This is a genomic window from Azospira sp. MPR-LB4 (genome assembly GCF_058809525.1).
Window position 1 is genome coordinate 1344915 of the sequence record NZ_CM179521.1, and the last position, 26982, is coordinate 1371896.

Genomic DNA, 26982 nt, shown 5'->3' on the forward strand with positions numbered 1-26982 from the left:
CCCATGCTGAAACTGATGCCCCTGGCCGCCCTGCTCTGCAGCGCCGCCCTCCAGGCCGCCGAACCGCCACCCCTGGCCTACCCCACCGACCTGCCGCCGCGGGAAGCGGCGGTGAACGCCATCCGCCTCGCGCCCCAGGCCAAGGCCGCCGAAGCCATGCTGGAAGCCGAGGGCGAAAACCGCAAGCGCCTGGAAGCCGGCCCCTATGAATGGACCGCCCGGGTCGGCAGCCAGCGGCGCAACGTCAACGGCGTCAATGGTGCCGCCAACGAACGCTACCGGGAATGGAGCGGCGGCATCGAGCGGGGCATCCGCCTGCCCGGCAAGGCCGCCCTCGACGAGCAGCTCGGCGCCAACGGCGAAGCCATGGCCAAGGTGGCCCTGGGCGACACCCTGCACGAGACCTCCCGCAGCCTGCTGCGCTACTGGTTCATCTGGCTGCGGGAAAACGAAGGCGCCGCCCAGTGGCAGCGCCAGAGCGAATCCCTGGCCCGCCAGCGCCAGGTCACCGCCCGCCGCGTGCAGCTGGGGGACGCGCCGCGCCTGGAACTGATGCAGGCCGAAGCCGCCGCCGCCCAGGCCCAGGCCGCCCTGGAACAGGCCCGCCTGCGCCGCCAGGTGGCCGAGGCCGACCTGGCGGCCCGCTTCCCCTCCCTGCCCCAGCCCAGGCAGGTGGCCCCCAGCGAGCCCCTGCCCCTGGAAGAGGCTGAGTGGCGCGAGCACCTGCTGGAACACAACCACGAGCTGATGCTGGCCCGGGCCGAAAGCGAACAGGCCCGGCTGGTGGCCAACCGGGCCGACGCCGAGCGGATGCCCGACCCCACCCTGGGGGTGCACGTGGGCTCCGACAAGGGCGGCGAGGAACGCATCGCCGGGGTCAGCATCTCCATCCCCTTCTCCGGCAGCCTGCGCAGCGCCACCGCCCGCCGCGACGCCGCCTACGCCAGCGCCGCCGCCAGCCGGGAAGCCGCCACCCTGGCCCGCATCAACGCCGAAGTGGCCGCCCTCCTGGCCAACGCCCGGGCCGCCTACGAATCCTGGCGCCGGGCCGAGGATGCCGCCCAGCGCATCGAACAGGCCGCCGCCCTCATGGCCCGGGCCTACCAGCTGGGCGAAGCCGGCATCACCGAACTGCTCACCGCCCAGCGCCAGGCCAACGAAGCCCGCCTCGCCGCCAACCAGAGCCGCCTCGACGCCCTGGAAAGCCGCTACCGGGTGTACCTGGACGGCCACGGCCTGTGGCCGGTGGACGGGGAGCACACGGAGAAATAAGGCCGTCACGAAGCACCGCCCTGGAAGGCAGAAGGGACGGGCCTCCCCACCGTGCAGCGGTGGGAAAGCCCGTCCCTTCTTGTTGGTGGCGATGGTGCCGCTGCCGGGCAGCGGACCGCTACGGCTAGGCGGTGGCGAAGAAGGCCGGATCGAAGGCGACGCTGGCAGCCGGCAGCGGGCCCTGGAAGGCCAGGGCCTGGAAGTACTGGGGCGGCACCTCCGGCAGCAGCAGCGGCGCCGCCTGGACGAAGCCGAAGCGGGCGTAGAAGGCCGGCACCCCCACCAGCACGCAGCCGGCGGCGCCGCGCCGGCGTAGTTCCTCCAGGCCGTGCCGCATCAGCCGGCTGCCGATGCCGCAGCCCTGATGCTCTGGCAGCACCGAAACCGGGCCGACCCCAAACCAGCCGGGAGCGGCCGGACTCAGGGTCACCGGCGAAAAGGCCACGTGGCCGAGGAGACGCCCGCCCTCCTCCGCCACCAGGGAAAGGCTGAGCCTGCCGCTATCTCGCAGGGCGCCGACGATGAACTGCTCGGTGCCCGCGCTGTGGGCCGCCGTGGCAAAGGCCAGGCGGGTCAGGTCGAAAATGGCGGCGCTGTCGGCCGGCTCTTCGGGACGAATGGTGATGGTCATGTGATGAATTCCTTTTTGCAATGCAGGCGCCGCTCCGCCCAGCCGCCAGTAGGGACCCGGGCCGGGCGGTGGCGCGGGAGGATTACTGGTTGTCGAGCTGGCCGCGCACGGCCCCCAGGCCGGCCCGGTTGATCCGGTAAGGCCGGCCGTCCAGGGAGGCGATGAGGCGCTTGGCCTTCAGCTTCTTGAACACCGGCAAGGTGCAGTCGCTGAGGACGAAACCTTCGCGGGTATAGCAATCGACGTGGGTAATGCGGCCGGAAGCATCGCGGTGATGTTCGATATGGCCGCCTTTGGCGAGGACGTGCAACGTCCGCTGCTCGGGCTTGGAAAGATTCATGTTGGATTGTTCCGCAATCAAATGCACACACGACGGCAGCCTCCGAGAGGCGCCATCGACGCTATGGGCATATCGATAACTCGCGGCCGGCGGGGCCAGACGGAGTTATCGGATTGCGGCAATCTCCAACATACAGACCTAACTCAAATGGAATGGGCTTGCCCGTTTGCCGGGCAGGCGCGAATGATAGCGCTCCCCTCGGGGCGGGGCAATCGGGGCGGTGTCGGGCAGGGCGCCGCCGGACGCCTGGCACCCGGCCTGCAAGGCCGGAGGGACGGCCCTTCCAGCCATGGCATGGCGGAAGGTGGCGTCGTTATTGGGTGGTGGCACTGTTGTTTCCGGGACTGCGGGCGAGTTGTTGCCGGTCTGAGTCTTCGGGCGTAGTGAGTTTAGTGACCGCTGCGTTCCGCGCCTGACGCGCGGGTTACTTTCTTTTGCTTCGCCAAAAGAAGAGTAACCAAAGAAAAGGCGAGCCCGGTTTGGCGCCCCTGCGGGGGTCCCTGCACTACTCGCCTCCGGCGGGGGCTGCGCAACTCGGCCTACGGCCTCAGACAGTGCTCGCCCTTTCCCCGCCAAAAGCTCCGTTGCTCGGCGCCGCACAGGTCGGGAATGGCCTGCGCAGCCATTCCCGCAGGTCCGGTTGAGCCCGGGTTAGCCGCATGGAGCATTCAACTGACGTCAGTGATTTTGGAGATTACGCCGTCCCGGAACTCAAACTCCGAGCGGCCAGAAAGGTTCAGAACCTGCCCCTTCTTTAGACCGCTCGGCAGATCGGCGGCAACGACGGCGCGAAAAGCGATGGTGGCAACCGCGACACCACCTTCAATCTCGAAGGACTCGATTCTCTGATGCCTTTCCGAGAACAGCGATAGCGATTGCAGCGCAAGGGCCTTAAGTTCTGCGATTCCATTTGTACTGGCGTTCACTACACCGGCAGAAATGTTCTTGAATTCCACCCGCGGGTGAAGGCCATTGAGCATGTCGTCCACATCCTGGCGGTTGTAGGCGTCGATGTAGTGGTCGACGAGGGCGCGAATCTCAGTGGGACTCAATTGGCGATCTCCGTGAAAGGCTGCATACCGGTGAAGTGATGAGGGTGGCGCTGCTTCATCGGGCAGCGTCCCCTCGACTGAAAGACTATGCGTTGCGGAAGACGCGATATCGGCTCTGCACAAAGCCAAACTCGAAAGCTGTGGTGCCTTCGTGCACAAGGTGTAAATCAGTTTGAAGTGGCCCAAATAGCGGCTTCCCCGTGCCAAGCAAGACAGGGATGACAGTAATGGTGATGTCGTCGATCAGACCAGCTGCAAAGAAGCTCTGGATCGTGAGACCACCATCAACATAAATCTTCCTAGCCCCCCGTTCAGTCAGCGACGCCACCAATTCAGTCGGCGTTTTATTTGATACGGAGACACTTTTCGGAAGATTGGGCGACAAAGAAATTTCTCGGTGGCTCAAGACGACTACGGGAGTCGAACCATACGGCCAGGACTCAAAGGTGAGCACCTGTTCGAAGGTGTTTCGCCCCATAACCAAAGCATCGACATCGGCCATGAACTTACCGTAGCCGCAATCTTCTCCGGGTGTTACGGACTTGTTTGCCTCGTTCAGCCAATCAATGCTCCCATCGCTACGGGCGATATAACCGTCAAGACTTGTGGCGATAAACACTGAACACTTGGCTACCATTGCAAGTTTCTCAGGGACACATAACGTGCTAGCTCACGGGCGCGAGCCGCTTTGCGGCGAAGCGTCCCTCTGAAGCGGAGGGTTAGGCAAAGACTGATGCAATAGCAAGTGCGAACAGAAATACCAAAAAGTCGGCGCTGGTGAGACGGCGCACGCTTGAATGATAGAGCACGCTACAGCCACTCACCGCGCTTATTGATGAAGCCCCATTTGCCGTTCAGCTTGGCAGCGGCTTTCCCGTTTTGAAATTCTTTTGCATCTTCAAATTTCGGCTGGATGACCCATTGCTGTTTCTCATTGATGAAGCCCCACTTCCCATTGCTTACCTGCACCGGAGCTAAACCTTCGCTATAGGAACGAACGTTCTGGTATTTCGGGCCGGTTGATTTGCACCCGCCGAGCGTGAGGAGTGAAATGGAAAGTGCAGCAACTGCAAACTTCTTAAGCATGTGATCTCCTTGATTGAAGTAAGGCCCAACGTAGAGCTAACCGACGCTGCGCGGCTTTATCGCGCAGCGTCCAGCAACTGAAAGGAGCGGGGTTGAGCGCCATGTTAGAGCTAGACGGTAACATTCTGTGACTCTTCAAGTACCGACTTGCCCAATATTCCAGGAACCCAGCTACGGAATGATTCTTCGCGGACAGCGTAGGAAACAGAAGTTGCCCTGTCGTTAATTTTTTCACCAACATAGATTCCGATTACGTCCCAAGTAGGCGCAGTAATTTTGCATACCGGAGCACCAGAAGCGCCGGTGCCTGCAATCTCGCTAAGCTCAAAAAATGAAGTTCCTTGTATTGCAGGCAATTCGCCGGTATAGCGCCTGCGAACGTAGCCTTCGTTATACACAAGATCGGGACGCACTACAGCTTGATTGCCTGCTACCAACTCGAAAGTGGCGTCATCGGGGTAACCAAAAAGCCGATACTTGCAAGAGGCATGCTCCACCGAGTTGCTTAGGCGAAAGAACGATTTCCATGGAGAGCCATCAAGCTTAACTAGCGCAACATCTTCAGTGGAATGTACTTCTCGGGCGGTTATTTCATATCCGAACCAGCCACCAGACTGAAGCGCAAATATTGCAACCAGTCTTTCAGCTTCGGAACCGGCGATTACATGTTTTGCCGTCAGTGCAAAGCCTTGGCTTCCAATAAGGAACGCGGTTCCAAGAACGCGCTTTACAGCTACGCTATCACCCTGCATCTCGGCAGACGCGATTGGAAATACGTAGTCTCGAATGGCATCCGATTGCTTAAACATAGGTGGCTCTAACTAGTAGTAGACGACAAAAACGTCCAATAAAAATGGGACTGTCCAATATCCTGGAACACCGGACAGCCAAATCGATTGTCCCGCAACGGATTCAGCAAACCTTCCGTTTACTGGCCCCACTAAAAATCCGTGAAACCGGACAGCCTCAAAGTTACCGTCGGCACACCCACACCGCAACCAAAAGTTGCAAATCGCATATCCCAATAACCTAAATCACCCACCCCAAACCGGTGAGAACACCTTCGCTACGCCACCGGCTTTCCATCCCCTTCCACCCCCGCCGAGCAGCGCAAGGCGGGCGGGGGGCTTTCGGCGAGGACTGTTTGAGGTCCCGCAGGGACCGAGTTCCGCAGCCGCCCCGACCGACTGAGCAGCGCAGGGAAGCCCGCAGGGCCGGGGGTGAGGGTTCCCCTTCTTTTGGTTCCTTTTCTTGGGGAAGCAAGAAAAGGAACACGCGCGGCGGAGCGGAACCCAGCCGCAAAATCAACAACCCACGCCCAACCAATCCCCCAGTAACAAAGCCCCCCCCCACCCCGCCACCAAACAAAAAAGACGGCCATCCCCACCATACCCCGGTGGAAACGCCCGTCCTCATTGCCTCCCGGGCCAATGCCCGGATCAGATCAACACCGTCGAAACTACCCCTTCCCCTCCAGCACCCGCAGCAGGGAGGAGGTGTCGTCCTTGCCCATGCCCTGCCCCATCAGGGCGTTGAGTTGCTGGCCCACCTGGGCCGCCACCGGCAGGGGCGCACCCAGGGCGTGGGCCTCGGCCAGGAGGATGCCGAAATCCTTGTGGTGCAGCCGGGCCTCGATGCCGGCGGCGAAGTCCCGCTCCGCCATGCGCTCGCCCATCACCTCCAGCACCCGGCTGCTGGCGGAGCCGCCGAGCAGGGCTTCGCGCAGGCGGGAGGTGTCCACGCCGCTGGCGGCGGCCAGGTGCATGGCTTCGGCGCATGCCTGGATGGCGGCCACCATGATCATCTGGTTGCAGGCCTTGGCCACCTGGCCGGCGCCGTTGTCGCCGATGTGCACCACGGTTTTGCCCAGGCGCAGCAGCAGGGGCCTCACCCGCTCCAGCACGGCGGCGTCGCCGCCGGCCATGATGGCCAGGGTGGCGTGGATGGCGCCCTGCTCGCCGCCGGAAACGGGGGCGTCGAGGAAGTGGATGCCCCGGGCGGCCAGGGCGGCGGCAATCTCCCGGGCATCGCCGGGGGCGATGGTGCTCATGTCCACCACCACGCTGCCGGGGGCCAGGCCTTCTATGAGGCCGGCTTCGCCGAGGACCACGCTTTTGACGTCGCTGCCGCTGGTGACCACGGTGAACACGATCTCGGCCCGGCGCCCGACCTCGGCCGGGGTAGCGGCGACGGCGGCGCCCATCTCGGCCAGGGGCTCAGTACTGGCGGGACGGCGGCCCCACACGGTGAGGGGATAGCCGGCGTCGAGCAGGTGGCCGGCCATGGGGCGGCCCATGACGCCGAGGCCAATGAAGCCGACGGCGGGTTTGGCGGAGGAGCTGGCGGTCATGTGGAATGCAGTGATTGAGAGGAAGGGGATGGGGCGCCGCCGGGGCCGGCGGCCTGGCGGTGCTGCTGCTTGGCCAGGTACATGGCCTGGTCGGCGGCGCCGATGAGGGATTCGGCCACGTCGGCCTGGTCGGGGAAGACGGCGCTGCCGATGGAAACGCCGACCCGCAGTTCCTGGCCCTGCCACATCACCGGGCGGGCGACGGCGTTTTCGATCTCGCCCATCACCCGCTCCAGATCGTCCTCGACGGAGAGGTGGGCGAGGAGTACGGCGAATTCGTCGCCGGCCAGGCGGGCCACCGTGTCGCTGGTGCGCACGGCGTTCTGCAGGCGGCGCCCCACCTCCTGCAGCACCGTGTCGCCGGCCTGGTGGCCGTAGGTGTCATTGACGCTCTTGAAGCCGTCCAGGTCCATGTAGAGCAGACCCAGCCGCTCGCCCTGGCGCCGGGCGTGGGCCAGGGCCTGATCCAGGCGCTCGAGGAAGAGGGAGCGGTTGGGCAGGCCGGTGAGGGGGTCATGGTGGGCCAGGCGCCACATTTCCTCCTGGCTGCGGCGCAGCTCGGTGACGTCCTGGTACACGGCGACGAACTGGCGCACCCCGCCCTGGGCGTCGGTGACGGAGCGGATGTCCAGCTCCACCAGGATGGCTTCGCCGGTCTTGCGCCGGTTCCAGATTTCGCCGCGCCACTCGCCCCGGGTCTTCAGGGCCTGCCACATGCGGGAGAAGAATTCCGGGCTGTGGCGGTTGGAGCGGAAGAAGCCGGTGCGCCGGCCCAGGCACTCCTCCCGGCCGTAACCGAGGAGGCTGACGAAGGCGGAGTTCACGCTGTTGATGGTGCCGTCGCCGTCGGTGATGAGGATGGCCCGGCCGGCCCGTTCCAGCACGTCCCGGTAGATGCGGCTGGAGAGTTCCGCCGCCTTGATCTCGGTGATGTCGGCGAAGGAGGTGACGACGGCGAAGGGCTGCCGCTCGTCGGCGAAGTTGAGGGGCCGGCTGTTCACGCTGAGCCAGATGAGGCCGGCGTCGGGCCGGTGCAGGCCCATGATGATGTTGTCGCAGGAGACGCCGGTGCGCAGGGTGACCATGGCCGGATGGTCGCGACCGGGGAAGGGGCTGCCGTCCTCCCGCACCGCCTGCCATTCCGGGTCGGTGGAATCCAGGCCCACCAGGTTCTCGCCGATGCGCAGAATGCGCCGGGCCGAGGCGTTGGCGGAAATGATCTTGCCTGCCTGGTCCTGCACCACCACGCCCTCGGCCATGGCCGAGACCAGGGAACGCTGCATGGCTTCGCTGCGGGCCAGGTCCAGTTCGGCCTGCTTGCGCGCCGAGATGTCGGAGATGATGCCGAGCATGCGCAGGGGCCGGCCCTCCGGGTCCCGGGCGCAGACCTTGCCCCGGCTCAGCACCCAGCGGTAGTTGCCGTCCTTGTGGCGCAGGCGGAATTCCATCTCGTACACCGGCGTGCGCCCGGCGAAATGGTCGGTGACGGCGGCCATGGCCCGTTCCCGGTCGTCCGGATGCAGGCGCTCCAGCCACTCCTCGTGGCGGCTCGGCAGTTCCTCGTCCCGGTAGCCCAGGATGGCCTTCCAGCGCGGCGAGAAATAGGCCCGGTTGTCCGCCACGAACCAGTCCCAGACCCCGGCGTCGGCCCCGTCCAGGGCGAACTTCCAGCGCTCCTCCGCATCGGCCAGGGCCTGCTGCATGTTCATGTAGTCGGTGACGTCCTGCAAGGTGCCGGTGAGGCGGCTGGGGCGCCCGTTTTCGTCCCGTTCGGCGCGACCACCCAGGTGCACGTAGCGCTCCACATTGCCCGGCAACAGCAGGCGGCAGGCGATGTCGAGGGAACCGCCCTGCTCCCGCACCTGAGCGAAGTTGACCTCGATGCGCTTGCGGTCCCGGGGATTGACCCGGGCCAGGAAGGCCTGCAGGGAGGGATTCTGGCTCTCCGGCAGATAGCCCAGGATGCGGTAGGTCTCGTCGGACCACCACACCTGGTTGCCCGGAATATCCCGCTCCCAACTGCCCAGGTTGGCCACCCGCTGGGCTTCGATGAAATGGCCCCGCTCCCGGGCCAGCATGGTTTCGAGCCGGTCCCGGCGCAGCTGGTAGAAGGCGACGGCGCCGCCGCACAGCAGCACCAGCAGGGACAGCAGCATGCCCTTGCGCAGGTTGGCGTTGCGCTGGGCCAGCAGTTCCTCCTCCAGGCCCCGGGGCGACACGGCCACCATCACCAGCAGGGGATAGCGGTCCAGCCAGCGGTAGGCGACGGTGCGGGTGATGCCGTCCAGGGCCGAAACCCGGGTGACCAGGCCGTGGGAGCTTTTCTTGAAGGGGCCGAACAACTCGTCGCTGAGCTGCTTGCCCAGGTGCTTTTCCATTTCCCGGGAGCGGCCCAGGACCTTGCCGGCAGCGGAATACAGGGTCAACACCCCGTCCGGCCCCAGGTCCTGGTGCTGGACGAAGGCGGTGAGCTGGCGCGGCTCCATGAAGAAGGCGACGACCCCGGCAAACTGGCCCCGGGCATCGAAGATGGGGCGGGACAGCTGCACCCCCGGCGCCCCGGTCATGCGCCCCTGGACCGGCCCGCTGATGTAGAGGCTGTCGCGGCCGCCGCTGGAGAAATGGATGTAGTTGTCCCGGTCCCCCAGATAGACCCGCTCGCCGGGACGGCGGGGGGCATCGGAGGTGGCGACGTAGCCGTCCCGGTCGATGACGGTGACCCGGGCCCCCAGCTCCTGCAGGGAGCCCTGGCGCAGCAGGGCGATGGTGGTGTCGACTGACTTGCGCTCGGCCACGTATTCGCTGCGCAGGAGCAGGAGCACGTCGTCCAGGCGCTGCAACTGGCGCAGCAGGTTTTCCGCCACCAGGTCGGCCACCACCCGACGCTCCGCCTCGAAGCGCTGCTGCCGCTCCTCGGCGAAGAGGCGGTTTTCCCGCAGCAGGAAGGTCCAGATCAGGGCCAGGGCCGCCGCCACCATGAGCAGCAGCGCGACGGGCCAGCGGCGCCCCGGGAACAAGGGTTTGGGCATGGCCGGCGGGTTCTCAGTCGGCCCCGTCGGTCCGGCCGGAAAGGCGCTCCAGCAGTTTCAGCACCGCCACCGAATCCTCCTCCCCCAGGCCGGAACCGACCATGGCGTTGAACATCTGGGCCGTGGCAGCGGCGCCGGGCAGGCACAGGCCCAGTTCATGGGCGCTCTGCATGACGATGTTGAGGTCCTTCTGGTGCATCCAGGATTTGAAGCCGGGCTTGAAGTTGCGCTCCAGCATGCGCTGGCCGTGGTTCTCCAGGATGCGGCTGCAGGCGAAGCCGCCGAGCAGGGCCTCGCGCACCTTGGCCGGGTCCACCCCGGCCTGGCGGGCGAAGTTGAAGGCTTCGGCCACCGCCAGCACGCCCATGCCGGTGACGATCTGGTTGCAGGCCTTGGCCACCTGGCCGGCGCCGGCGGCACCCACGTGGACCACGTTCTGGCCCAGGCAGAGGAAGGCCGGCAGGGCCTTGGCAAAGGCTTCGGCGGAACCGCCGGCCATGATGGAAAGGCTGCCGGCAATGGCCCCCACCTCGCCGCCGGAGACCGGGGCATCGACGAAGTCCACGCCCCGGGCCTGCAGCCTGGCGGCCAGGTCGCGGGCCGCGGCGGGAGCGATGGTGCTCATGTCCACCGCCACCAGACCGTGCTTGCCGGCCCCCTCGGCGCCGGCGGCAACGCCGTCGGGGCCCAGCATCACCTGCGCCACGTCGGGGGCATCGGCCACCATGGAAATGACCACCTCGACCTGGCCGGCTACGGCCGCCGGGCTGCTGCAGCCGACGGCGCCAGCCTCCAGCAGGGGCGCCATGGATTCGGGCCGGCGTGCCCAGACATGGACGCCGTGGCCGCCCTTGAGCAGGTTGAGAGCCATGGGGCGGCCCATGATGCCAAGACCGATGAAGCCGATTTCCATACTGTTTCCTCTGGTGATTGATGTCGTTCCGGCCGCCTCTGCCGGGCGGCCTCTTCATACTAAAGTCATAGTTAGTTTAACCCCCTCGCGGCATGAAAAAAAGCGCCCGGGCGGGCGCTTTTGCATATTTCCTGCGCGACGGGGGTTAGACGCGGAAGCCGGCGATGGCCGTACTCAAACCGCCGGCGGCGGAACGCAGTTGCACGGCGGACTGGCTCATCTGCCCGGCCACTTCGCTGGCCTCTTCCGCCGAGGAGGAAATGCGCTCCATGTTCTGGGCGATTTCCGTGCTGGCCACCTGCTGCTCCCGCACCGAAAGGACAATTTCATCGACCCCGCGGCTGGCCTGCTCCACCTTGCCCCGGGCCTGCTCCAGGGTGCCCTCGACGCCGCCGGCCAGGCCGGCGCTGGCTTCGATGGATTGCAGCCCGGCCCCCACCGCCGCCCGCACCTGGTCGGTCTGACTGACGATGGCGCTGGCCAGGCGGGCGATCTCGGAGGCGGAGCCGCCGGATTTTTCCGCCAGCTTGCGCACCTCGTCGGCCACCACGGCGAAGCCCCGGCCCGCCTCGCCGGCCCGGGCCGCCTCGATGGCGGCATTCAGGGCCAGCAGGTTGGTCTGGTCGGCGATCTCCCGCACTTCCTGGGTCATGTGGGTGATGGCGCTGGTGCTGTGCACGAAGTCCTCCACCACCCGGGCCACGTCATCCACCGTGTCGCGGATGCGGTGAATCTCGGCCACCAGCTCGCTCACCTGCTGGCTGCCGGCGTTGGTGGAGCTGACGCTTTCCTGGGACTGGCCATGGACGTCGCCGGCCACTTCGGCCACGGTGGCGATGGCCACCGTCAATTCCTCGATGGCGGCGGCGTTGCTGGCCACGGACTCGGACTGGGCATGGGAGGCGTCGTTGAGCAGCCCGGAAGTGTGGGCCAGTTCGCCGGCGGTGTGGTCCACGGTCTGGACCGAGGCCGCCACCTGCCCCACCAGGGAGTGCATCTTGCCCATCATGTCGTTGAAGGCCGCCGCCATGCGGCCGATTTCGTCGCGCTGGTCGATGCCCACCCGCTGGGTCAGGTCGCCGGTGGCGGCAATGCGGGTGATGGTGCCTTCCAGCAGTTGCACCGGCCCGGTGATGGCCCGGATCAGGTAGAAGGAAAGAGCGGCCAGCAGCGCCAGCGCCAGGGCCAGGAAGGCCCCCAGCCAGAGCAGCATGGTGCGGTAGGTGGCAGCGGCGGCGGCCTGCTCGGCGGCGCCGTTCTCGGCGGCCGCCGACTGGATCTGGGCCACCAGCCCGTCGATCATCTGGGTCGGCTCCCGGTCGATGCCCCGCACCAGCTTGTCCACCGTCGCCGCCGGATCGCCAGCGGTACGCTCGTAGGATTTCAGCGCCGCCCGGTAGGCCGGCCCCAGCTTGGCGAAGGTGCTGCCCGCCTCGGCCACCTTGAGCCGGTCGGCGATGCCCAGGCGACGGGCCAGGCCGTCCAGCTTCTCCAGGCCGGCGATGACCTGGGCCTCCTCCTTGTCGAAGCCGGCCAGGTGCTTGTCGAAGGCCTGGACGTCCTTGCCCCGCAGCAGGATGTTCTTCCATTCCTGCACCTGGATCTTGAAGGCAACCTGGACGCCCCGGGCGGTATTGACCGCCTCCAGGTAGGTCTGCTGGCGGTCGAGGGCCCCGACCATCTGGCGGTTGAGGTGGCTGCTCTGCAGGGCGGAAAATCCGCCCATGACCACCAGGGTGAGTACGGCAACGGCGGCCAGAAGCAGAAGCTTCCAGCGGATGCTGGCATTTTTCATGGAATCCCCCCGAATCGTTGTCAGGACCGAATGATCCGGCCTGAGCGAAGGACCATCATACGGCCGGGAGGTTCCGGAAAATATAGAAAAACAGGATATTAATCAGCAACCTGGGAGTTTCCCTAGGTCAGCCACCACGCTTCACACCGGCCTTCAGCAGCATCATTTCCAGGGGGCAGAAACGGGTGAAACCGCTCTGCAGCAGGTTGGCGCCGACGAAGGCGGTGAACCAGAGGAAATTGGCATTGACGAACAGGGGGCTGGCTTCCACCCCCAGGGCCAGGGACAGCAGCACGAAGCTGCCGGCGAAGATGCGGATGAGACGTTCCGAGGTCATGGTTGTTGCTCCTTGAAAGTGGCGTAGTAGAGCACCGGGATCACCACCAGGGTCAGCAGGGTGGAAACCAGGATGCCGAAGATGAGGCTGATGGCCAGCCCGTTGAAAATGGGGTCGTCGAGGATGAACAGGGCACCCAGCATGGCCGCCAGGGCGGTCAGGGCGATCGGCTTGGCGCGCACGGCGGCGGCGGTGACGATGGCCTCCTTGAAGGGCATGCCCTTGGCCGTTTCCTCCTTGATGAAATCCACCAGCAGGATGGAGTTGCGCACGATGATGCCGGCCAGGGCGATCATGCCGATCATGGAGGTGGCGGTGAACTGGGAGCGCAGCAGGGCGTGGCCGGGCATGACGCCGATGATGGTGAGGGGAATCGGCGCCATGATGATCAGCGGCGTCACATAGCTCTTGAAGTGGGCCACCACCAGCAGGTAGATGAGGATCAGGCCGACCCCGTAGGCGGCGCCCATGTCGCGGAAGGTCTCGTAGGTGATCTGCCATTCCCCGTCCCACTTGAGGGAGAAGCCGGCATAGGGGTCCGCCGGCTGGCGGATGAAGGTGTCGGCCAGGGTGCCGCCGGCACCCTTGAGGCCGTCCAGGTTCATGCCGACGATGTCGCCCCGGGCGGCGAACATGCCGTAGAGGGGCGAATCCAGGTCGCCGCCCATGTCGCCATAGACGTACACCACGGGCAGCAGGTCCTTGTGGTAGATGGCCTTTTCCCGGGCCAGGCGGCGCACTTCCACCACCTCGGAGACCGGCACCAGGGCACCGGAACGGGCCCGCACCTTGAGCCGCAGCAGGGCGTCCAGACTGCTCTGCACCTCGGCCGGGAGGGTGATGCGCACCGGAATCTCGTACTTGGAATCCTGGTTGTGGGCCGGGGTCACGTCCTCGCCGGCCAGGCCCATGCGGACCACCTCGACGATGTCCTTCTGGGCCACGCCGAGCTGGGCCGCCTTGGTCTGGTTCACCCGCAGCACGGTCTTTTCCGCATCGGCCTGGACCGAGTCGTCCACGCTGGTGAAATCCGCAGCTTTCTCGAAGACGCCGCGCACCTGCTTGGCCACGGCGATGCGCCCGGCCTCTTCCGGCCCGTAGATCTCGGCCACGATGGGGCTCATCACCGGCGGCCCCGGCGGCACTTCCACCACCTTGGCGTTGCCGCCGGCGCGGCGGGCCACCGCCTCGATCTCGGCCCGCACCGCCACGGCGATCTCGTGGGACTGGCGGGAACGGTGATGCTTGTCCACCAGATTGACCTGGATGTCGCCCATCTCCGGCTCGCTGCGCAGGTAGTACTGGCGCACCAGGCCGTTGAAATTGATGGGGCTGGCGGTGCCGGCGTAGGCCTGGTAGTCGGTCACCTCCGGCACCTGCTGCAGCACGGCGCCGATGTCCTTCAGCACCCGGGCGGTCTCTTCCAGGGGCGTGCCCACGGGCATGTCCAGCACCACCTGGAATTCGCTCTTGTTATCGAAGGGCAGCATCTTCAGCACCACCAGCTTCACCACCGCCAGGGAGACGGAGAGAAAGATGGCCGCCAGCACCCCGAGAAAGAGCTTCTTGCGGGCGGCGGCGCCGCTACGCTCGTCAAGGAAGGGCGGCAGCACCTTGTGGAAGAGCCGGTCCAGCTTGCCCGCCACCTTGCCGTCGTCGGCCCCGTGGCCGCCGCCGTGGGCCAGCAGCTTGGCCGCCAGCCAGGGGGTGACGATGAAGGCCACGGCCAGAGAGATGGCCATGCCGAGGGAGGAATTGATGGGGATGGGGCTCATGTAGGGCCCCATCAGGCCGGTGACGAAGGCCATGGGCAGGAGGGCCGCGATCACCGTCAGGGTGGCCAGGATGGTGGGTCCGCCGACCTCGTCCACCGCCCCGGGGATCAGCTCCAGCAGGGTCTTCTCGGGATGCAGCAGCTTCCAGCGGTGGATGTTCTCCACCACCACGATGGCGTCGTCCACCAGGATGCCGATGGAGAAGATGAGAGCGAACAGGCTGACCCGGTTCAGGGTGAAGCCCCAGGCCCAGGAGGCGAACAGGGTGGCGGCCAGGGTCAGGGAGACGGCGATGCCGACGATGAGGGCCTCCCGCCGCCCCAGGGCGAAGAACACCAGCAGCACGACGAAGGCGGTGGCGAAGACCAGCTTGCCGATCAGCTTCTGGGCCTTCTCCGTGGCGGTGGCGCCGTAGTTGCGGGTGACGGTGACTTCCACCCCCTCGGGGATGAGGCTGCCCTTGAGGCTCTCGGCCCGGGCGATGACGGCGTCGGCCACATCCGCCGCATTCACGCCGGGCTTCTTGGAGATGGCCAGGGTGACGGCCGGATAGGTGCCGTCGGGGGAAGCATCCTCGCCCCCCGTGGCGATGCCCCGCTGGGCTGCCGCCGGGCCGGCGCCGAACCAGACGTAGCGCTTGGGCTGGTCCGGACCGTCTTCCACCGTGGCCACATCGGCCAGAAACACCGGCTTGCGGATGCTGCCTTCGCTGCGCACGGCCACCACCAGGTTCTTCACGTCCTGGGCCGATTCGATCAGGGTGCCGGTGTGCACCAGCATTTCCCGCCCGCCCTCCACCAGGCGGCCGGAAGGCTGCTCGTTGTTGGCGATCTGCAGGGCGTCGCGCAGGTCCTGGGCGGTGACACCGTAGGCACTCATGCGCTCGGCGTCCATGGCGACCCGGATGACGTGGTCCGGCCCGCCCAGGGTGGTGACGTCCCGGGTGCCGGCCAGGTGCTTGAATTCCACCTCGGCGGAGCGGGCGATCTGCTGCAGTTCGAAGGCGGAGCGGCGGCTGTCCCGGGTCCAGAAGGTGAGGGAAACGATTGGCACGTCGTCGATGCCCTTGGGCTTGACGATGGGTTCGCCGACGCCCAGGTTGGCCGGCAGCCAGTCCCGGTTGGAATGGACGGTGTCGTAGAGGCGCACCAGGGCATCCTGGTTCTTCACCCCCACCTCGAACTGCACCGTGATCACCGCCATGCCAGGGCGGGAGACGGAAAAGACGTGGTCCACCCCGGTCATGCGCGAGAGCACCTGCTCCCCCGGGGTGGCCACCAGGTTTTCCACATCCTTGCTCGAGGCCCCGGGGAAGGGCACCACCACGTTGGCCATGGTGACGTCGATCTGGGGCTCCTCCTCCCGGGGCGTCACCATGACGGCGAACAACCCGAGGAGCAGCAGCACCAGGGCCAGCAGGGGCGTCATGGGGGACGCCTGGAAGGTGTGGGCGATACGGCCGGAAATTCCCATGTCTGTGTCGGCCCGGATGAACCGGGCTATTTGCCTTTCAGTTTCATGATGCCCAGGGCCTCCATGACGATCTTTTCATAGACCGGCTCGGTGGCCCCCGTTTTCATCTTGCGCAGGAAATACTTCTCGAAGGCCACCTTGGCCAGATGCACCCACTTGCCCTCGGAGAACCAGCTGACGTTGCGCGGCGGAATCTGGGGCAGGGCCACGAAGGCGGCGCCGGAGTCGCCGAAATCGGCCAGGCAGACCGCATTCCAGGTGGCCTTCTCGGTGGGCTCGCGCCCGTCCAGCACGGCACGGATGTTCTTGGCCGTGGCAGTGACCATGGACTCGATCATGTAGCCGGTCTTGGGCGTGCCCGTGGGCACCGGCGTCGCCTCCACCGGGGGGATGGCGACGCAGACGCCGACGGAGAAGATGTTGGGGTAGCGCGGGTTGCGCTGGTGCTCGTCGATGAGGACGAAGCCCCGGGGATTGGTCAGGCCCTCGATGCCGAACACCGCCTCCACGCCCTTGAAGGCCGGCAGCATCATGGAGTAGCTGAAGGGCAGCTCGTGCTCCTTCTTCGGCTGGCCCTCCTCGTCGTGCTCGGTCACAAACATCTTGCCGGCTTCCACCCTGCTCACCTTGGCGTTGCAGATCCACTTGATGTGGCGCTGGCGGAACATGGACTCGATCATGCCCTTGGAGTCGCCGACGCCGCCCAGGCCCAGGTGGCCGATGTAGGGCTCGGAGGTGACGAAGGTCATGGGCACCCGGTCCCGGATCTTGCGCTTGCGCAGGTCCGTTTCCATGATGAAGGCGTATTCGTAGGCCGGGCCGAAACAGGAGGCGCCCTGCACCGCCCCCACCACCACCGGGCCGGGCGCGGCGACGAAGCTTTTCCAGCTCTCGGCCGCCTGCTGGGCGTGATCCACGTGGCAGATGGACTGGGTATGGCCCTGGGGCCCCAGGCCCTCGATCTCGTCAAAGGCCAGACGGGGGCCGGTGGCGATGATGAGGAAGTCGTAGTCCAGGCTGCTGCCGTCCTCCAGCTCCACCTGGTTACGCTCAGGATGCACCCGGCGGGCGCCGCACTGGACCAGGGCGATGCCCTTGCGGCTCAGCAGGGGCGCCAGTTCCAGCTCGATGTCCTGGCGCTGGCGCCAGTCCACCGCCACCCAGGGGTTGGACGGCACGAAATGGAAGCGGGACTGGTTGGAGACGACGGTGAGCCTGTCGCCGTTGCGCAGCAGTTCGCGCATTTCGTAGGCCATGGGCATGCCGCCCAGGCCCGCGCCGATGATGATGATGTGCGCCATGGTGTCTCCTCCGTTGGCGTGGTGCGTGGATGAGCGGTCTTCTGCCGCTTCTGGGGAAACTGGAGTCGCGTGCTGCCGATGCCTAGCGGGCTGCGCCCTGCTTCAGGGCGATGCCGCCCCGGACCGGATCGAGGACGATGGTCTCGCCGGCGGAAAGTCCCGCCAGCACTTCCACCTCGCCGTCGCCGACGGCCTGGCCCAGACGCAGCTGGCGCAGGGACAGACGGCCCTGGCCGTCGCGCACATAGAGACCGGCCACCTCGCCGCGACGCACCACGGCGCTGGCCGGCACCGTCAGCTTGACCGCCCGGCCTAGAACGAAATGGACCCGGGCCGCCATGCCCGGCAGCACATCCTGCAGGGAAGCGGCATCGCTGGGCAGGTTGAGGCGCACCTGGACCGTATGGGTGGCGGCATCCGCCGCCGGCAGCACGGTCACCTTGGCCGCCGCCACCTGGCGCTGCAGTTCCGGGAATTCGATGCGGCCCTGCAGATCCTTGCCACCCTTCAGTTCCTTCAGCCGGTACTGGGGAATTTCCACCGTCACGCGCAAGCCCGCCGGGTCGTAGAGGGTCACCAGGGAACGGCCCTGGGCCGCCATTTCCCCCAGCTCGATGTGGCGCCGCGCTACCAGGCCGCTGATGGGCGCCGTGATGGTGCCGTGGCTCTGGCTGGCGCCGGAGGCTCCGGCATTGGCCATGGCCAGGTCCAGGTCGGCCTTGGCCTTGTCCAGGGCCGACTGGCTAATGAAATTCTGCTGTCGCAGGCTGCGGCTGCGCTCGTACTGGGCCCGGGCATTGACCAGGGCCGCCTGGGCCCCGGCGGCAGTCTCGGCCGCCTCGCGCACGTCCAGGCGCAGCATGACTTCGCCCTTCTTCACCGCCTGCCCCGCATCGACCCGCATCTCGGTCACCCGGCCGGCCACCTGGGCCGCCACCACGGCCTGGGAAAGGGCTTCCACCACCCCTTCCGCCGGCAGCGTCAGGGCCACTTCCCGGGGCTGCACCACCCGGGTCGGCAACTCGCTCGGGGACGTTTCGGCAGCCACGACGGACCCGACCGCCAGCGACAGGGCCAGGCTCAGGCAGCGACGGAGGAAGAGGGATGAGGTATTCATGTATATAAGAGTATACTTATGTTCGAGAATCGACAAGCGGGGCATTGCTTTCGGCTCATTCGGGGGAACGTCCCGCCCGCCATGCCGGTTCCGCCGCGGGGACACTCATGGCACGTGACGACGAATGGCGCATCGCCAGGCAGCAGTACCGGTCATGGCCGTTTCCGGCTGGCCGGGAAAAAGCGACAGCGCAAAAGGTAGGCGGCGGGCCCTCGTCGCCCCCGCCAAAACAGCCCCGCCCTTCGCCCCAGGCGGGCTTTGGCGTAGAATCGGGCGCTTTCCCATTGCCTGGCGCCCTTGTGGGCGCTGCTGTTCCGAGGTCTGTACCATGACGTCCCTGAAAGCCGCCTCCCACGCCACCAAACCCGTCACCGACGATGTGCGCATTCGCGAGATCAAGGAACTGGTGCCGCCGGCCCACGTCTTCCGCGAATATCCGGTGAGCAACCGGGCGGCCCAGACCACCTACGGCGCCCGCCAGGGCATCCACCGCATCCTGCACGGCGCCGACGACCGGCTGCTGGTGGTGATCGGCCCCTGCTCCATCCACGACTACGAAGCCGCCATGGAGTACGCCCAGCGCCTGCAGAAGGAAGCCGAGCGCCTCAAGGACGACCTGCTGGTGGTGATGCGCGTCTATTTCGAAAAGCCCCGCACCACCGTGGGCTGGAAGGGCCTCATCAACGACCCGCGCATGGACGGCTCCTTCCGCATCAACGAAGGCCTGCGCCTGGCGCGCAAGATCCTGCTCGACATCAACGAGCTGGGCCTCTCCTGCGCCACTGAGTTCCTCGACACCATCAGCCCCCAGTACACGGCGGACCTGATCGCCTGGGGCGCCATCGGCGCCCGCACCACCGAATCCCAGGTGCACCGGGAGCTGGCCTCCGGCCTCTCCTGCCCCGTGGGCTTCAAGAACGGCACCGACGGCAATGTGCGCATCGCCGTAGACGCCATCCGCTCCGCCTCCGCCCCCCACCATTTCCTCTCGGTGACCAAGGGCGGCCACTCGGCCATCGTCTCCACTGCCGGTAACGAGGACTGCCATGTCATCCTGCGCGGCGGCAAGGGCCCCAACTACGATGCGGCCAGCGTGGATGCGGCCTGCAAGGACATCGCCGCGGCCGGCCTGGCAGCCCGCCTGATGGTGGATTTCTCCCACGCCAACAGCAGCAAGAAGTTCGAGCGCCAGGTGGACGTGGCCAAGGACGTGGCCACCCAGCTTGCCGCCGGCGACGAGCGCATCATCGGCGTCATGGTCGAATCCCACCTGGTGGAAGGCCGCCAGGACATCACCCCGGACAAGCCCCTGGAATACGGCAAGAGCGTCACCGACGCCTGCATCGGCTGGGAAGACTCGGTGCGGGTGCTGGACATCCTGGCCCGGGCGGTGCGCGAGCGCCGCCTGGTGGAAGCCACGGAATAAGGGCCCCCGCTTTGGCGGAACACGACTCCCCTGCCCCGACCGAGACGCCGGCGCCGACCGAGACCGGCACGGACACTTCCACCCGCGCCCTGCTCGGCCCCGGCCACTTCCTCGCCCGCCTGCCCATGCACCGCCTGGTGCTGGGAGTGGCGGCAGTGCTGCTGCTGTTCCGCATCTGGCTGGCGGCGGTCACCCCCATCACCGGCGACGAAGCCTATTTCGCCTTCTGGGGCTGGCAGCCGGACTGGGGCTTCTACGACCACCCGCCCATGGTGGGCTGGTGGCTGGCGCCCCTCATGGCCCTCTCCTGGGACGAATGGGTGGTGCGCCTGCCGGCCCTGCTGCTGTCCTTCGTCCTGGCCGGACTCTCCGGCTGGCTGGTGCGCCGCTCCGGCATTGCCTTCGCCGAGGAGCGGGGCTGGCTGACGGCCCTGCTGGTGCTGCTGCTGCCCACCTCGGTGTGGAACGTCTTCATCACCACCGACACGCCCCTGGTCTTCTTCTCCCTGCTCTCGGTGGCCGCCTACGTCGTGGCCCTGGAGCGCCAGGGCTGGCAGCGCTGGGCCCTGCACGCCCTGGCCGGCCTGATGCTGGGCCTGGCCTTCCTCTCCAAGTATTTCTCGGTGCTGCTGGGCGTCGCCTTCCTGGTGCATGTCATCATCGCCCGCCGCGAGGAGGGCTGGAGGCGCTTCGCCGAGTTCGCCCTGTTCGTCGCCGTGGCCCTGCTGGGGCCGGCCCTCAACATCTGGTGGAACTGCAGCCACTGCTGGGCCAACATCATGTTCAACCTCTACAACCGGCACGAGAGTTCCGGTTGGGGCAAGTCCTGGGCCAATCCCTTCCTCTATGTGCTGACCCTGGGCTACGTCGCCACCCCCTTCCTGCTCGCTGCCCTGTGGAAGTTCCGCGGCGAGGTCAAGGCCGCCATCGCCCAGCCGGGCCTGGCCCGCACCGCCTTCTGGCTGGCCGCCGTGCCCCTGGGCCTGTTCGCCGCCCTGGCCCTGGCCAAGAAGATCGGCCTGCACTGGCTGCTCTCCTTCATCACCCTGCTCTGCATCCTGGCCGCCACCAGCCTGCCCATGACCGCCCTGCGCCGCCTGGCGGCCTGGCTCGGCGGCTTCGCCGCCCTGCACGTGGTGCTGTTGCTGGTGGTCAGCCAGTTGCCCCTGTCCACCTGGGAGAAGGCGGACTTCCACCGGGGCCTGGTGCTCACCTTCCGCAGCCAGGAGCTGCTGCAGCGGCTGGAGCCCTACGCCAACGACTACGCCTTCGCCTCCGACGGATATTCCAACGCCGTCACCCTGGGCTACAACGCCCGGCGCTATTTCATGGTCTTCGGCCTGGCCTCTTCCCATGCCCGCCACGACGACATCCTCACCGACTTCCGCGAGCTGGACGGCAAGAACATCCTCATCCTGCGGAAGAGCGAGCCCAACCCGGGGGAATACGCGCCCTATTTCCGGGACGTGCAGCAGCTGGCCTTCCAGGTGGAGGGCGTCACCTTCTACCAGGTGCTGGGCCACGGCTTCGACTTCCACACCTACCGGGAACGGGTGCTGCGGGACGTGAAACAGCGCTACTACCGCATCCCCGGCTTTCTGCCCATGAACGGCTGCTACTTCTGCGAACGCTATTTCCCTGACGAGGAATGCCGCTGATGGCCCGCCGTCCCCAAAAGGCCGGCGACAGCACGCCCCGCGGCGGCCTCTGGCCCTACGTCAAACTGCTGCGCCCGCACCAGTGGGTGAAGAACGGCTTCGTTTTCGTCGGCCTCATTTTCGGCGAGGCCTTCGCCGACCTGGCCCTGCTGCAGTCCGTGGTCCTGGCGGCCCTGGCCTTTTCCCTGGCCGCATCCAGCATCTATGTGGTGAACGACCTGGCGGACCGGGAAAAGGACCGCCTGCATCCGGTCAAGCGGCACCGCCCCCTGGCCGCCGGCACCGTCAATGTCACCGCCGCCCTGCTGCTGGCCGGAGCCTGCCTGTTCGGCGCCCTCATGCTGGCCTACAGCGTCTCCCTCACCGTGCTGCTGGTGGTGGCCCTCTACGCCGGCCTCAACGTGGCCTACTCCATGGGCCTCAAGCACGTGGCCGTGCTCGACGTCTTCATCATCGCCGCCGGCTTCATGCTGCGCATCCTGGCCGGCACCCTGGGGGTGGGCATCGCCCCCTCCCACTGGCTGCTGGTGTGCGGCCTGCTGCTGACCCTGTTCCTCGGTTTCGCCAAGCGCCGTGCCGAACTGAAGGCCCTGGAGGAGGATGCGGGCAGCCACCGCAAGGTGCTGGACGACTACGATCCGGTGCTGCTGGACCAGTTCATCACCCTCTGCGCCGCCGGCACCGTGGTCACCTACAGCCTGTACACCGTGGCCCCGGAGACGGTGGCCATGCACGGCAGCCAGTGGCTCATCGCCACCGTGCCCTTCGTCGTCTACGGCATCTGCCGCTACCTCTTCCGCCTGCACCGGCGCGGCGGCGGCGGCGACCCGGCGGCGGACCTGCTGGCCGACCCCCATCTCATCGCCGCCTTCGTCGGCTGGTTCGCCACCGTCCTGCTGGTGATCTGAGCCAGCCGGTTTCCGCCGACCCAGGTCAGCGGAAACCGGCCTACGCAACCGGCCGGCTGAAGGACCTTACCGAGGGACCTGCTCCGCCCCTCGCCGACACCGCCGCTGGCGGCATGACGCGGAATCTCGTCGGCACCATCGCCAGGAGCCAATAGGGGCGGCCCTGTCAGCCACGGCACCCCCAAAAGCACCGTCCCTGTTGCCTCCCAGGGGAGGCATCACAAGCCGCCTATGCCGCCAGGGGCGGAAACACCACCAGCACCCGCAGGCCGTTGCCTTCCGGCCCCACGCCCAGGCTGAGGGCGGCGCCGTGCAGCTCCGCCACCCGCTGCACGATGGACAGCCCCAGGCCGGAACCTTCCGCCCGGGCCGGCGCCAGCCGGGTGAAGCGCCCCAGGGCCCGCTCCCGGGCCTCGGCCGGGATGCCCGGACCGTCGTCGGCCACCGCCAGCACCACCCGCTCTCCGTCCCGGGCCAGGGACACCCACACATGGCCGCCCTCCCGGGTGTAGCGGATGGCGTTGTCCACCAGGTTGCGCAGCAGGATGCGCAGCAGGTCCCCATTGCCGGCCAGGGTCAGGCTGCCGTCGCCGTCGCTGCCGGCCAGGTCCAGGGCCAGGTCCACCTGCCGGGACTGGGCCGCCGGGGCCAGCACGGCGCACACCTCCCGCGCCAGGGGCCGGGGGTCCAGGGGCTGCAGGCTGGCGTTGGCGCCCGGGTCCAGGCGGGCCAGGGTGAGCAGCTGTTCCACCAGCCGGGCCAGGCGTTCGGTACCTTCCAGCACATTGAGCAGGGCCCGCTGCCGCACCTCCCCCTCCCCGGCCCGCAGGGCCACCTGGGCCTGGGTCTTGAGGGCAGCCAGGGGCGTGCGCAGTTCGTGGGCGGCGTTGGCGGTGAACTGGCGCTCGTTATCCAGCAGACGGGCGATGCGAGCGAAGAGGCCGTCCAGGGCCTGCACCAGGGGCGCCACTTCCGCCGGCACCGGACCGCTGCCCAGGGGCTGGGGCGAATCGGGGGGACGCCGGTCCAGCTGTTCGGCGATGCGGGCCAGGGGCACCAGGCCGCGGCCGACGGCCACCCACAGGGCTGCCGCCAGCAGGGGCAGGCCCAGGATCAGGGGCGCCAGCAGGCGCATGGCGGCCTCCTGGGCCAGGGCATAGCGGATGTCGTGGCTCTGGCCCACCTGCACCTGGCGCAGCCCGTCCCGGCTCCATTCGCTGTAGAAGCGCCATTCGCCGCCGTTCCAGCGGGTTTCGACAAAGCCCTCCACCGCCGTCAGGGGCGTCTGCCCGGCCCCGGCGGAATGGAGGGCCAGCATCGGCCCCTGGGGGGTGCGACGCCAGATCTGGAACAGCACTTCGCCGCCGGCGGCGCCGGGAGTGGGCCGCACTTCCACGTGGCCGCTGGTGGGCTCGGTGGCCAGCAGCAGGCGGGCGGTCTGCTGCAGGTGGGCGTCGAAAATGTCGTCGGCCAGGTCGTGGGCCCGCAGAAAGGCGGCGGCGATGGTGGCCAGCCAGATCAGGGCCGACACGGCCAGCAGCAGCAGGAGCAGGCGGCGGCGCAGGGAATAGGCCGGCGTCGGGCGTTGCACGGCAGCCATCAGGACTCCGGCGCCGCGGGCGCGGCGGACGCCTCCCGGGCCACGGTGTAGCCGACGCCGCGCACGGTGCGGATCAGGTCGCTGCCGAACTTGCGCCGCAGGTGGTGGATGTGCACCTCCACCGCATTGCTGTCCACCGTCTCGTTCCAGCCGTAGGCGGCCTCCTCCAGCTGGTGCCGGGTCAGCACCCGGCCGGCGGCGGCGAGCAGGGCCTCGAGCAGGGCGAACTCCCGGGGCGACAGCTCCACCGGCTGCCCCGCCAGCTCCACCCGGCGGGCCGCCGGGTCCAGGCGGATGGCCCCGTGCACCAGCAGCGGCGCCGCCCGGCCGGCGCTGCGGCGGATCAGGGCGCGCAGGCGGGCCGCCACCTCGTCCAGGTCGAAAGGCTTGACCAGGTAGTCGTCGGCGCCGCCGTCCAGGGCCGAGAGCTTGTCGGGCACCCCGTCCCGGGCGGTCAGCACCAGCACCGGCACCGGGTTGCCGGCAGCACGGCAGCGGGCCAGCACCTCCTGGCCCGACAGCTGGGGCAGGTTGAGGTCCAGCACCACGGCGGCAAAGCAGTGGGCCTCGGGGCTGGCGAGGACGGTGGCGGCCTCCTGGCCGTCGCGCAGCCAGTCCACGGTGAAGCCGGCCTGGCCCAGACCGACCTGGAGCCCGTCTCCCAGCAGGGAATCGTCCTCGACGATGAGGATTCGCATGGCTTTATGCTATTTGAAAAAAACGAAATGACTACGGAGAATTAGGCGCTAGAATAACCGCTTTTCATGGCCCCCCCGATGCCGTCATGACCCCCAGGATGGACAACGCTGCCCGGCAGGACGATCCAGAACGCGAGCTTTTGCGCGGCCTGCGGGTGCTGCTGGTGGAGGACGACCCGGTGGCGCGCTGCGCCGCCGCCGGCATCCTCAGCCGCCACGTGGGCACCCTGTGGGAAGCGGCCGACGGCGACGAGGGCCTGCAGCTGTTCCGCCGGCACCAGCCGGACCTGGTCATTTCCGACATCGTCATGCCCCACCGGGACGGTCTCTCCCTGGCCCGGGAGATCAAGGCCCAGAGCCCGGCGACGCCGATCGTCATCATCACCTCCCACAGCGACAGCGGCGCCCTGCTCGACGCCATCGAGATCGGCATCGACCGCTACGTGCTCAAGCCCCTCAAGGCCAGCGCCCTGCTCGAAGCCATGGCCACCTGCGCCCGGGCCGCCCGCCTGGAGTCGGAACACCGCCTGGCCACCACCGTCTTCCACGCCTCCAGCGAAGCCATCATGATCACCGATGCGGAAAACCGCATCGTGGACGTCAATCCCGCCTTCACCCGCATCACCGGCTTCTCCCGGGGCGAGGTGCTGGGCCGCAATCCCCGCATCCTCCAGTCCGGCATCCAGAGCGAGCACTTCTACCGGGAGATGTGGGCGGCCATCAACCAGTACGGCCACTGGCGGGGCGAAATCTGGAACCGGCGGCGCAACGGCGAGCTGTATCCGGAATGGCTGGCGGTGGACCGGGTGCTTTCCCCCGAAGGTGCCGTGCTCAACTACGTCGCCATGTGGTCGGACATCTCCGAGCGCAAGGAGGCGGAGGCCCGCATCCACTACCTGGCCCACTACGACGCCCTCACCGACCTGCCCAACCGGGTGCTGTTCAACGACCGCTTCACCCAGGCCCTGATCCACGCCCGCCGCTACGACCAGAGCGTAGCCCTGATGTTCGTGGACCTGGACCGCTTCAAGGTGGTCAACGACACCCTGGGCCACCGGGTCGGCGACGAGCTGCTGAAGCAGGTGGCCGAGCGCCTGCGCCGCTGCGTGCGCGAGGAGGACACGGTGTCGCGCCAGGGCGGCGACGAGTTCGTGGTGCTGCTGGCCAACCTGGACATGTCCGCCGACGCCGCCGTGGTCTCCGACAAGATCCTCGAGGCCCTGGCCGAGCCCATGTACTTCGAGGGCCACGAACTGAGCGTCACCTGCTCCATCGGCATCGCCTGCTACCCCAGCGACGGCGCCGACCCGGACACCCTGATGAAGAACGCCGACCTGGCCATGTACCGGGCCAAGAGCGTGGGCCGCAACAACTACCAGTTCTTCAGCCCCGAGCTGGAACAGGGCGCCCTCACCCGCCTGACCCTGGAAAACGCCATGCGCCGGGCCCTGGACCGGGACGAGTTCGAACTGCATTACCTGCCCCAGGTGGACAACCCCTCGGGCCGCCTGCTCAGCCTGGAGGCCCTGATCCGCTGGCAGCATCCGGAGCGTGGCCTGCTCCTGCCCAGCCAGTTCATCCCCCTGGCCGAGGAAAGCGGCCTGGTGCTGCCCATTTCCCTCTGGGTGCTGCGCCGGGTGGCGCGGCAGCTGGCCGACTGGCGGCGGCAGAACCTGACCCTGGTGCCGGTGGCCATCAACCTGTGCGAAGCCCAGCTGCGCCAGCCCGATTTCGCCGAGGCCCTGGGCCGCATCCTGAGCGAGGAAGGGGTGGAAGGGCGCTGGATCGAGCTGGAATTCACCGAAGGCGCCCTCATGCACGACACCGAGCGCAACCTGCGGGTGCTCTCGGCCCTGAAGCGTCTGGGGGTCGGCATAACCCTGGACGACTTCGGCGTCGGCTATTCCAACCTCAACGTCCTGCGCCGCCTGCCGGTGGATACCCTGAAAATCGACCGCTCCCTGGTCACCGACGTGACCCGCAACGAGGACGACGCGGTGATCGTGGACGCCATCATTTCCATGGCCCAGTCCATGAACCTCAAGGTGGTGGCCGAGGGCGTGGAAACGGCCGACCAGGCCGGCTTCTTCAAGGCCCGGGCCTGCGCCGAAATCCAGGGCCACTTCTTCTCCAAGGCCATCGGCGCCGTGGAAGTGGCGGCCATGCTGGGCCACGCCCCGGCCGCCGCCAGCACCTCGTCCCCGGCCTGAACCCCGCTCCC

21 protein-coding genes are annotated in these 26982 nt (G+C 67.4%); 5 read left to right on the forward strand and 16 right to left on the reverse strand.

What is annotated here, in order from left to right; genetic code table 11:
- Nucleotides 1-3: 3 nt before the first annotated feature.
- The gene (locus AC3QLZ_RS06125; RefSeq protein ID WP_157870666.1) at nt 4-1272 is read left to right on the forward strand and encodes a TolC family protein; all 1269 of its coding nucleotides are present in this window, start codon (nt 4-6) and stop codon (nt 1270-1272) included.
- A gap of 124 nt (nt 1273-1396) precedes the next feature.
- On the opposite strand, the gene AC3QLZ_RS06130 is transcribed toward AC3QLZ_RS06125, so the two are convergent.
- The 14 genes from AC3QLZ_RS06130 to AC3QLZ_RS06195 all read right to left on the reverse strand — a co-directional run bounded on the left by AC3QLZ_RS06130 (nt 1397) and on the right by AC3QLZ_RS06195 (nt 18471).
- Nucleotides 1397-1903, reverse strand: coding sequence for a GNAT family N-acetyltransferase (locus AC3QLZ_RS06130; RefSeq protein ID WP_130459006.1), 507 nt, complete (start codon nt 1901-1903; stop codon nt 1397-1399).
- Between the two features lie 82 nt (nt 1904-1985).
- Nucleotides 1986-2243 (reverse strand): YjhX family toxin, encoded by a 258-nt coding sequence (locus AC3QLZ_RS06135; protein ID WP_014238442.1) that lies wholly within the window; start codon nt 2241-2243, stop codon nt 1986-1988.
- A gap of 668 nt (nt 2244-2911) precedes the next feature.
- A complete protein-coding gene (locus AC3QLZ_RS06140) occupies nt 2912-3295 on the reverse strand; it encodes a nuclear transport factor 2 family protein (protein ID WP_492783506.1) in 384 nt (127 codons plus the stop codon).
- Nucleotides 3296-3380: 85 nt separating this feature from the next.
- Nucleotides 3381-3914 (reverse strand): dihydrofolate reductase family protein, encoded by a 534-nt coding sequence (locus AC3QLZ_RS06145; RefSeq protein WP_492783507.1) that lies wholly within the window; start codon nt 3912-3914, stop codon nt 3381-3383.
- Nucleotides 3915-4105: 191 nt separating this feature from the next.
- The gene (locus AC3QLZ_RS06150; protein ID WP_287873892.1) at nt 4106-4381 is read right to left on the reverse strand and encodes a WG repeat-containing protein; all 276 of its coding nucleotides are present in this window, start codon (nt 4379-4381) and stop codon (nt 4106-4108) included.
- Nucleotides 4382-4491: 110 nt separating this feature from the next.
- Nucleotides 4492-5190 (reverse strand): S1 family peptidase, encoded by a 699-nt coding sequence (locus AC3QLZ_RS06155; protein ID WP_287873893.1) that lies wholly within the window; start codon nt 5188-5190, stop codon nt 4492-4494.
- A 650-nt stretch (nt 5191-5840) separates the two neighbouring features.
- Entirely contained in the window at nt 5841-6731 is an 891-nt protein-coding gene (locus AC3QLZ_RS06160; protein ID WP_492783508.1) for an NAD(P)-dependent oxidoreductase, read from the reverse strand.
- Entirely contained in the window at nt 6728-9760 is a 3033-nt protein-coding gene (locus AC3QLZ_RS06165) for a sensor domain-containing diguanylate cyclase (RefSeq protein WP_492783509.1), read from the reverse strand. The genes AC3QLZ_RS06160 and AC3QLZ_RS06165 overlap by 4 nt, the downstream gene beginning before the upstream one ends.
- A 13-nt stretch (nt 9761-9773) precedes the next feature.
- On the reverse strand, nt 9774-10673 hold the full coding sequence (locus AC3QLZ_RS06170; protein ID WP_492783510.1) for an NAD(P)-dependent oxidoreductase: 900 nt from the start codon (nt 10671-10673) through the stop codon (nt 9774-9776).
- 145 nt (nt 10674-10818) lie between these two features.
- A complete protein-coding gene (locus AC3QLZ_RS06175) occupies nt 10819-12468 on the reverse strand; it encodes a methyl-accepting chemotaxis protein (protein WP_492783511.1) in 1650 nt (549 codons plus the stop codon).
- A 127-nt stretch (nt 12469-12595) separates the two neighbouring features.
- The gene (locus AC3QLZ_RS06180; RefSeq protein WP_014238448.1) at nt 12596-12805 is read right to left on the reverse strand and encodes a YgaP family membrane protein; all 210 of its coding nucleotides are present in this window, start codon (nt 12803-12805) and stop codon (nt 12596-12598) included.
- Complete coding sequence (locus tag AC3QLZ_RS06185) at nt 12802-16053, reverse strand: efflux RND transporter permease subunit (protein ID WP_492783512.1); 3252 nt, start codon at nt 16051-16053, stop codon at nt 12802-12804. The genes AC3QLZ_RS06180 and AC3QLZ_RS06185 overlap by 4 nt, the downstream gene beginning before the upstream one ends.
- A gap of 26 nt (nt 16054-16079) precedes the next feature.
- Entirely contained in the window at nt 16080-17354 is a 1275-nt protein-coding gene (locus AC3QLZ_RS06190) for an NAD(P)/FAD-dependent oxidoreductase (RefSeq protein WP_130459016.1), read from the reverse strand.
- 82 nt (nt 17355-17436) lie between these two features.
- Nucleotides 17437-18471, reverse strand: coding sequence for an efflux RND transporter periplasmic adaptor subunit (locus AC3QLZ_RS06195; RefSeq protein ID WP_492783513.1), 1035 nt, complete (start codon nt 18469-18471; stop codon nt 17437-17439).
- A gap of 328 nt (nt 18472-18799) precedes the next feature.
- Between AC3QLZ_RS06195 and aroG the strand changes: the two genes are divergently transcribed.
- From aroG to AC3QLZ_RS06210, 3 genes are read left to right on the forward strand one after another with little or no spacing between them, the layout of a single operon-like run.
- Nucleotides 18800-19897: a 3-deoxy-7-phosphoheptulonate synthase AroG gene (gene aroG / locus AC3QLZ_RS06200; RefSeq protein ID WP_014238452.1), complete on the forward strand. Its 1098-nt coding sequence runs from the start codon at nt 18800-18802 to the stop codon at nt 19895-19897.
- An 11-nt stretch (nt 19898-19908) separates the two neighbouring features.
- Nucleotides 19909-21555: an ArnT family glycosyltransferase gene (locus tag AC3QLZ_RS06205; RefSeq protein ID WP_492783514.1), complete on the forward strand. Its 1647-nt coding sequence runs from the start codon at nt 19909-19911 to the stop codon at nt 21553-21555.
- Complete coding sequence (locus tag AC3QLZ_RS06210) at nt 21555-22463, forward strand: decaprenyl-phosphate phosphoribosyltransferase (protein ID WP_014238454.1); 909 nt, start codon at nt 21555-21557, stop codon at nt 22461-22463. Before AC3QLZ_RS06205 ends, AC3QLZ_RS06210 begins: the two co-directional genes overlap by 1 nt.
- 229 nt (nt 22464-22692) lie before the next feature.
- Here the strand turns inward: AC3QLZ_RS06210 and AC3QLZ_RS06215 are convergent, their stop codons facing one another.
- On the reverse strand, nt 22693-24063 hold the full coding sequence (locus AC3QLZ_RS06215) for an ATP-binding protein (RefSeq protein WP_492783515.1): 1371 nt from the start codon (nt 24061-24063) through the stop codon (nt 22693-22695).
- A complete protein-coding gene (locus AC3QLZ_RS06220) occupies nt 24063-24761 on the reverse strand; it encodes a winged helix-turn-helix domain-containing protein (protein WP_287873902.1) in 699 nt (232 codons plus the stop codon). The genes AC3QLZ_RS06215 and AC3QLZ_RS06220 overlap by 1 nt, the downstream gene beginning before the upstream one ends.
- Nucleotides 24762-24847: 86 nt before the next feature.
- On the opposite strand from AC3QLZ_RS06220, the gene AC3QLZ_RS06225 reads away from it, so the two are divergent.
- Nucleotides 24848-26971: a putative bifunctional diguanylate cyclase/phosphodiesterase gene (locus AC3QLZ_RS06225; RefSeq protein WP_130459021.1), complete on the forward strand. Its 2124-nt coding sequence runs from the start codon at nt 24848-24850 to the stop codon at nt 26969-26971.
- The last annotated feature ends 11 nt before the right edge of the window (nt 26972-26982 follow it).

Coding starts and splice junctions, on each gene's coding strand:
- AC3QLZ_RS06135 (WP_014238442.1), bottom strand. CDS start 2,243: ATGAATCTTTCCAAGCCCGAGCAGCGGACGTTGCACGTCCTCGCCAAA.
- AC3QLZ_RS06180 (WP_014238448.1), bottom strand. CDS start 12,805: ATGACCTCGGAACGTCTCATCCGCATCTTCGCCGGCAGCTTCGTGCTG.
- AC3QLZ_RS06190 (WP_130459016.1), bottom strand. CDS start 17,354: ATGGCGCACATCATCATCATCGGCGCGGGCCTGGGCGGCATGCCCATG.
- aroG (WP_014238452.1), top strand. CDS start 18,800: ATGACGTCCCTGAAAGCCGCCTCCCACGCCACCAAACCCGTCACCGAC.
- AC3QLZ_RS06185 (WP_492783512.1), bottom strand. CDS start 16,053: ATGGGAATTTCCGGCCGTATCGCCCACACCTTCCAGGCGTCCCCCATG.
- AC3QLZ_RS06225 (WP_130459021.1), top strand. CDS start 24,848: ATGACCCCCAGGATGGACAACGCTGCCCGGCAGGACGATCCAGAACGC.
- AC3QLZ_RS06150 (WP_287873892.1), bottom strand. CDS start 4,381: ATGCTTAAGAAGTTTGCAGTTGCTGCACTTTCCATTTCACTCCTCACG.
- AC3QLZ_RS06155 (WP_287873893.1), bottom strand. CDS start 5,190: ATGTTTAAGCAATCGGATGCCATTCGAGACTACGTATTTCCAATCGCG.
- AC3QLZ_RS06165 (WP_492783509.1), bottom strand. CDS start 9,760: ATGCCCAAACCCTTGTTCCCGGGGCGCCGCTGGCCCGTCGCGCTGCTG.
- AC3QLZ_RS06125 (WP_157870666.1), top strand. CDS start 4: ATGCTGAAACTGATGCCCCTGGCCGCCCTGCTCTGCAGCGCCGCCCTC.
- AC3QLZ_RS06130 (WP_130459006.1), bottom strand. CDS start 1,903: ATGACCATCACCATTCGTCCCGAAGAGCCGGCCGACAGCGCCGCCATT.
- AC3QLZ_RS06175 (WP_492783511.1), bottom strand. CDS start 12,468: ATGAAAAATGCCAGCATCCGCTGGAAGCTTCTGCTTCTGGCCGCCGTT.
- AC3QLZ_RS06210 (WP_014238454.1), top strand. CDS start 21,555: ATGGCCCGCCGTCCCCAAAAGGCCGGCGACAGCACGCCCCGCGGCGGC.
- AC3QLZ_RS06215 (WP_492783515.1), bottom strand. CDS start 24,063: ATGGCTGCCGTGCAACGCCCGACGCCGGCCTATTCCCTGCGCCGCCGC.
- AC3QLZ_RS06160 (WP_492783508.1), bottom strand. CDS start 6,731: ATGACCGCCAGCTCCTCCGCCAAACCCGCCGTCGGCTTCATTGGCCTC.
- AC3QLZ_RS06195 (WP_492783513.1), bottom strand. CDS start 18,471: ATGAATACCTCATCCCTCTTCCTCCGTCGCTGCCTGAGCCTGGCCCTG.
- AC3QLZ_RS06170 (WP_492783510.1), bottom strand. CDS start 10,673: ATGGAAATCGGCTTCATCGGTCTTGGCATCATGGGCCGCCCCATGGCT.
- AC3QLZ_RS06220 (WP_287873902.1), bottom strand. CDS start 24,761: ATGCGAATCCTCATCGTCGAGGACGATTCCCTGCTGGGAGACGGGCTC.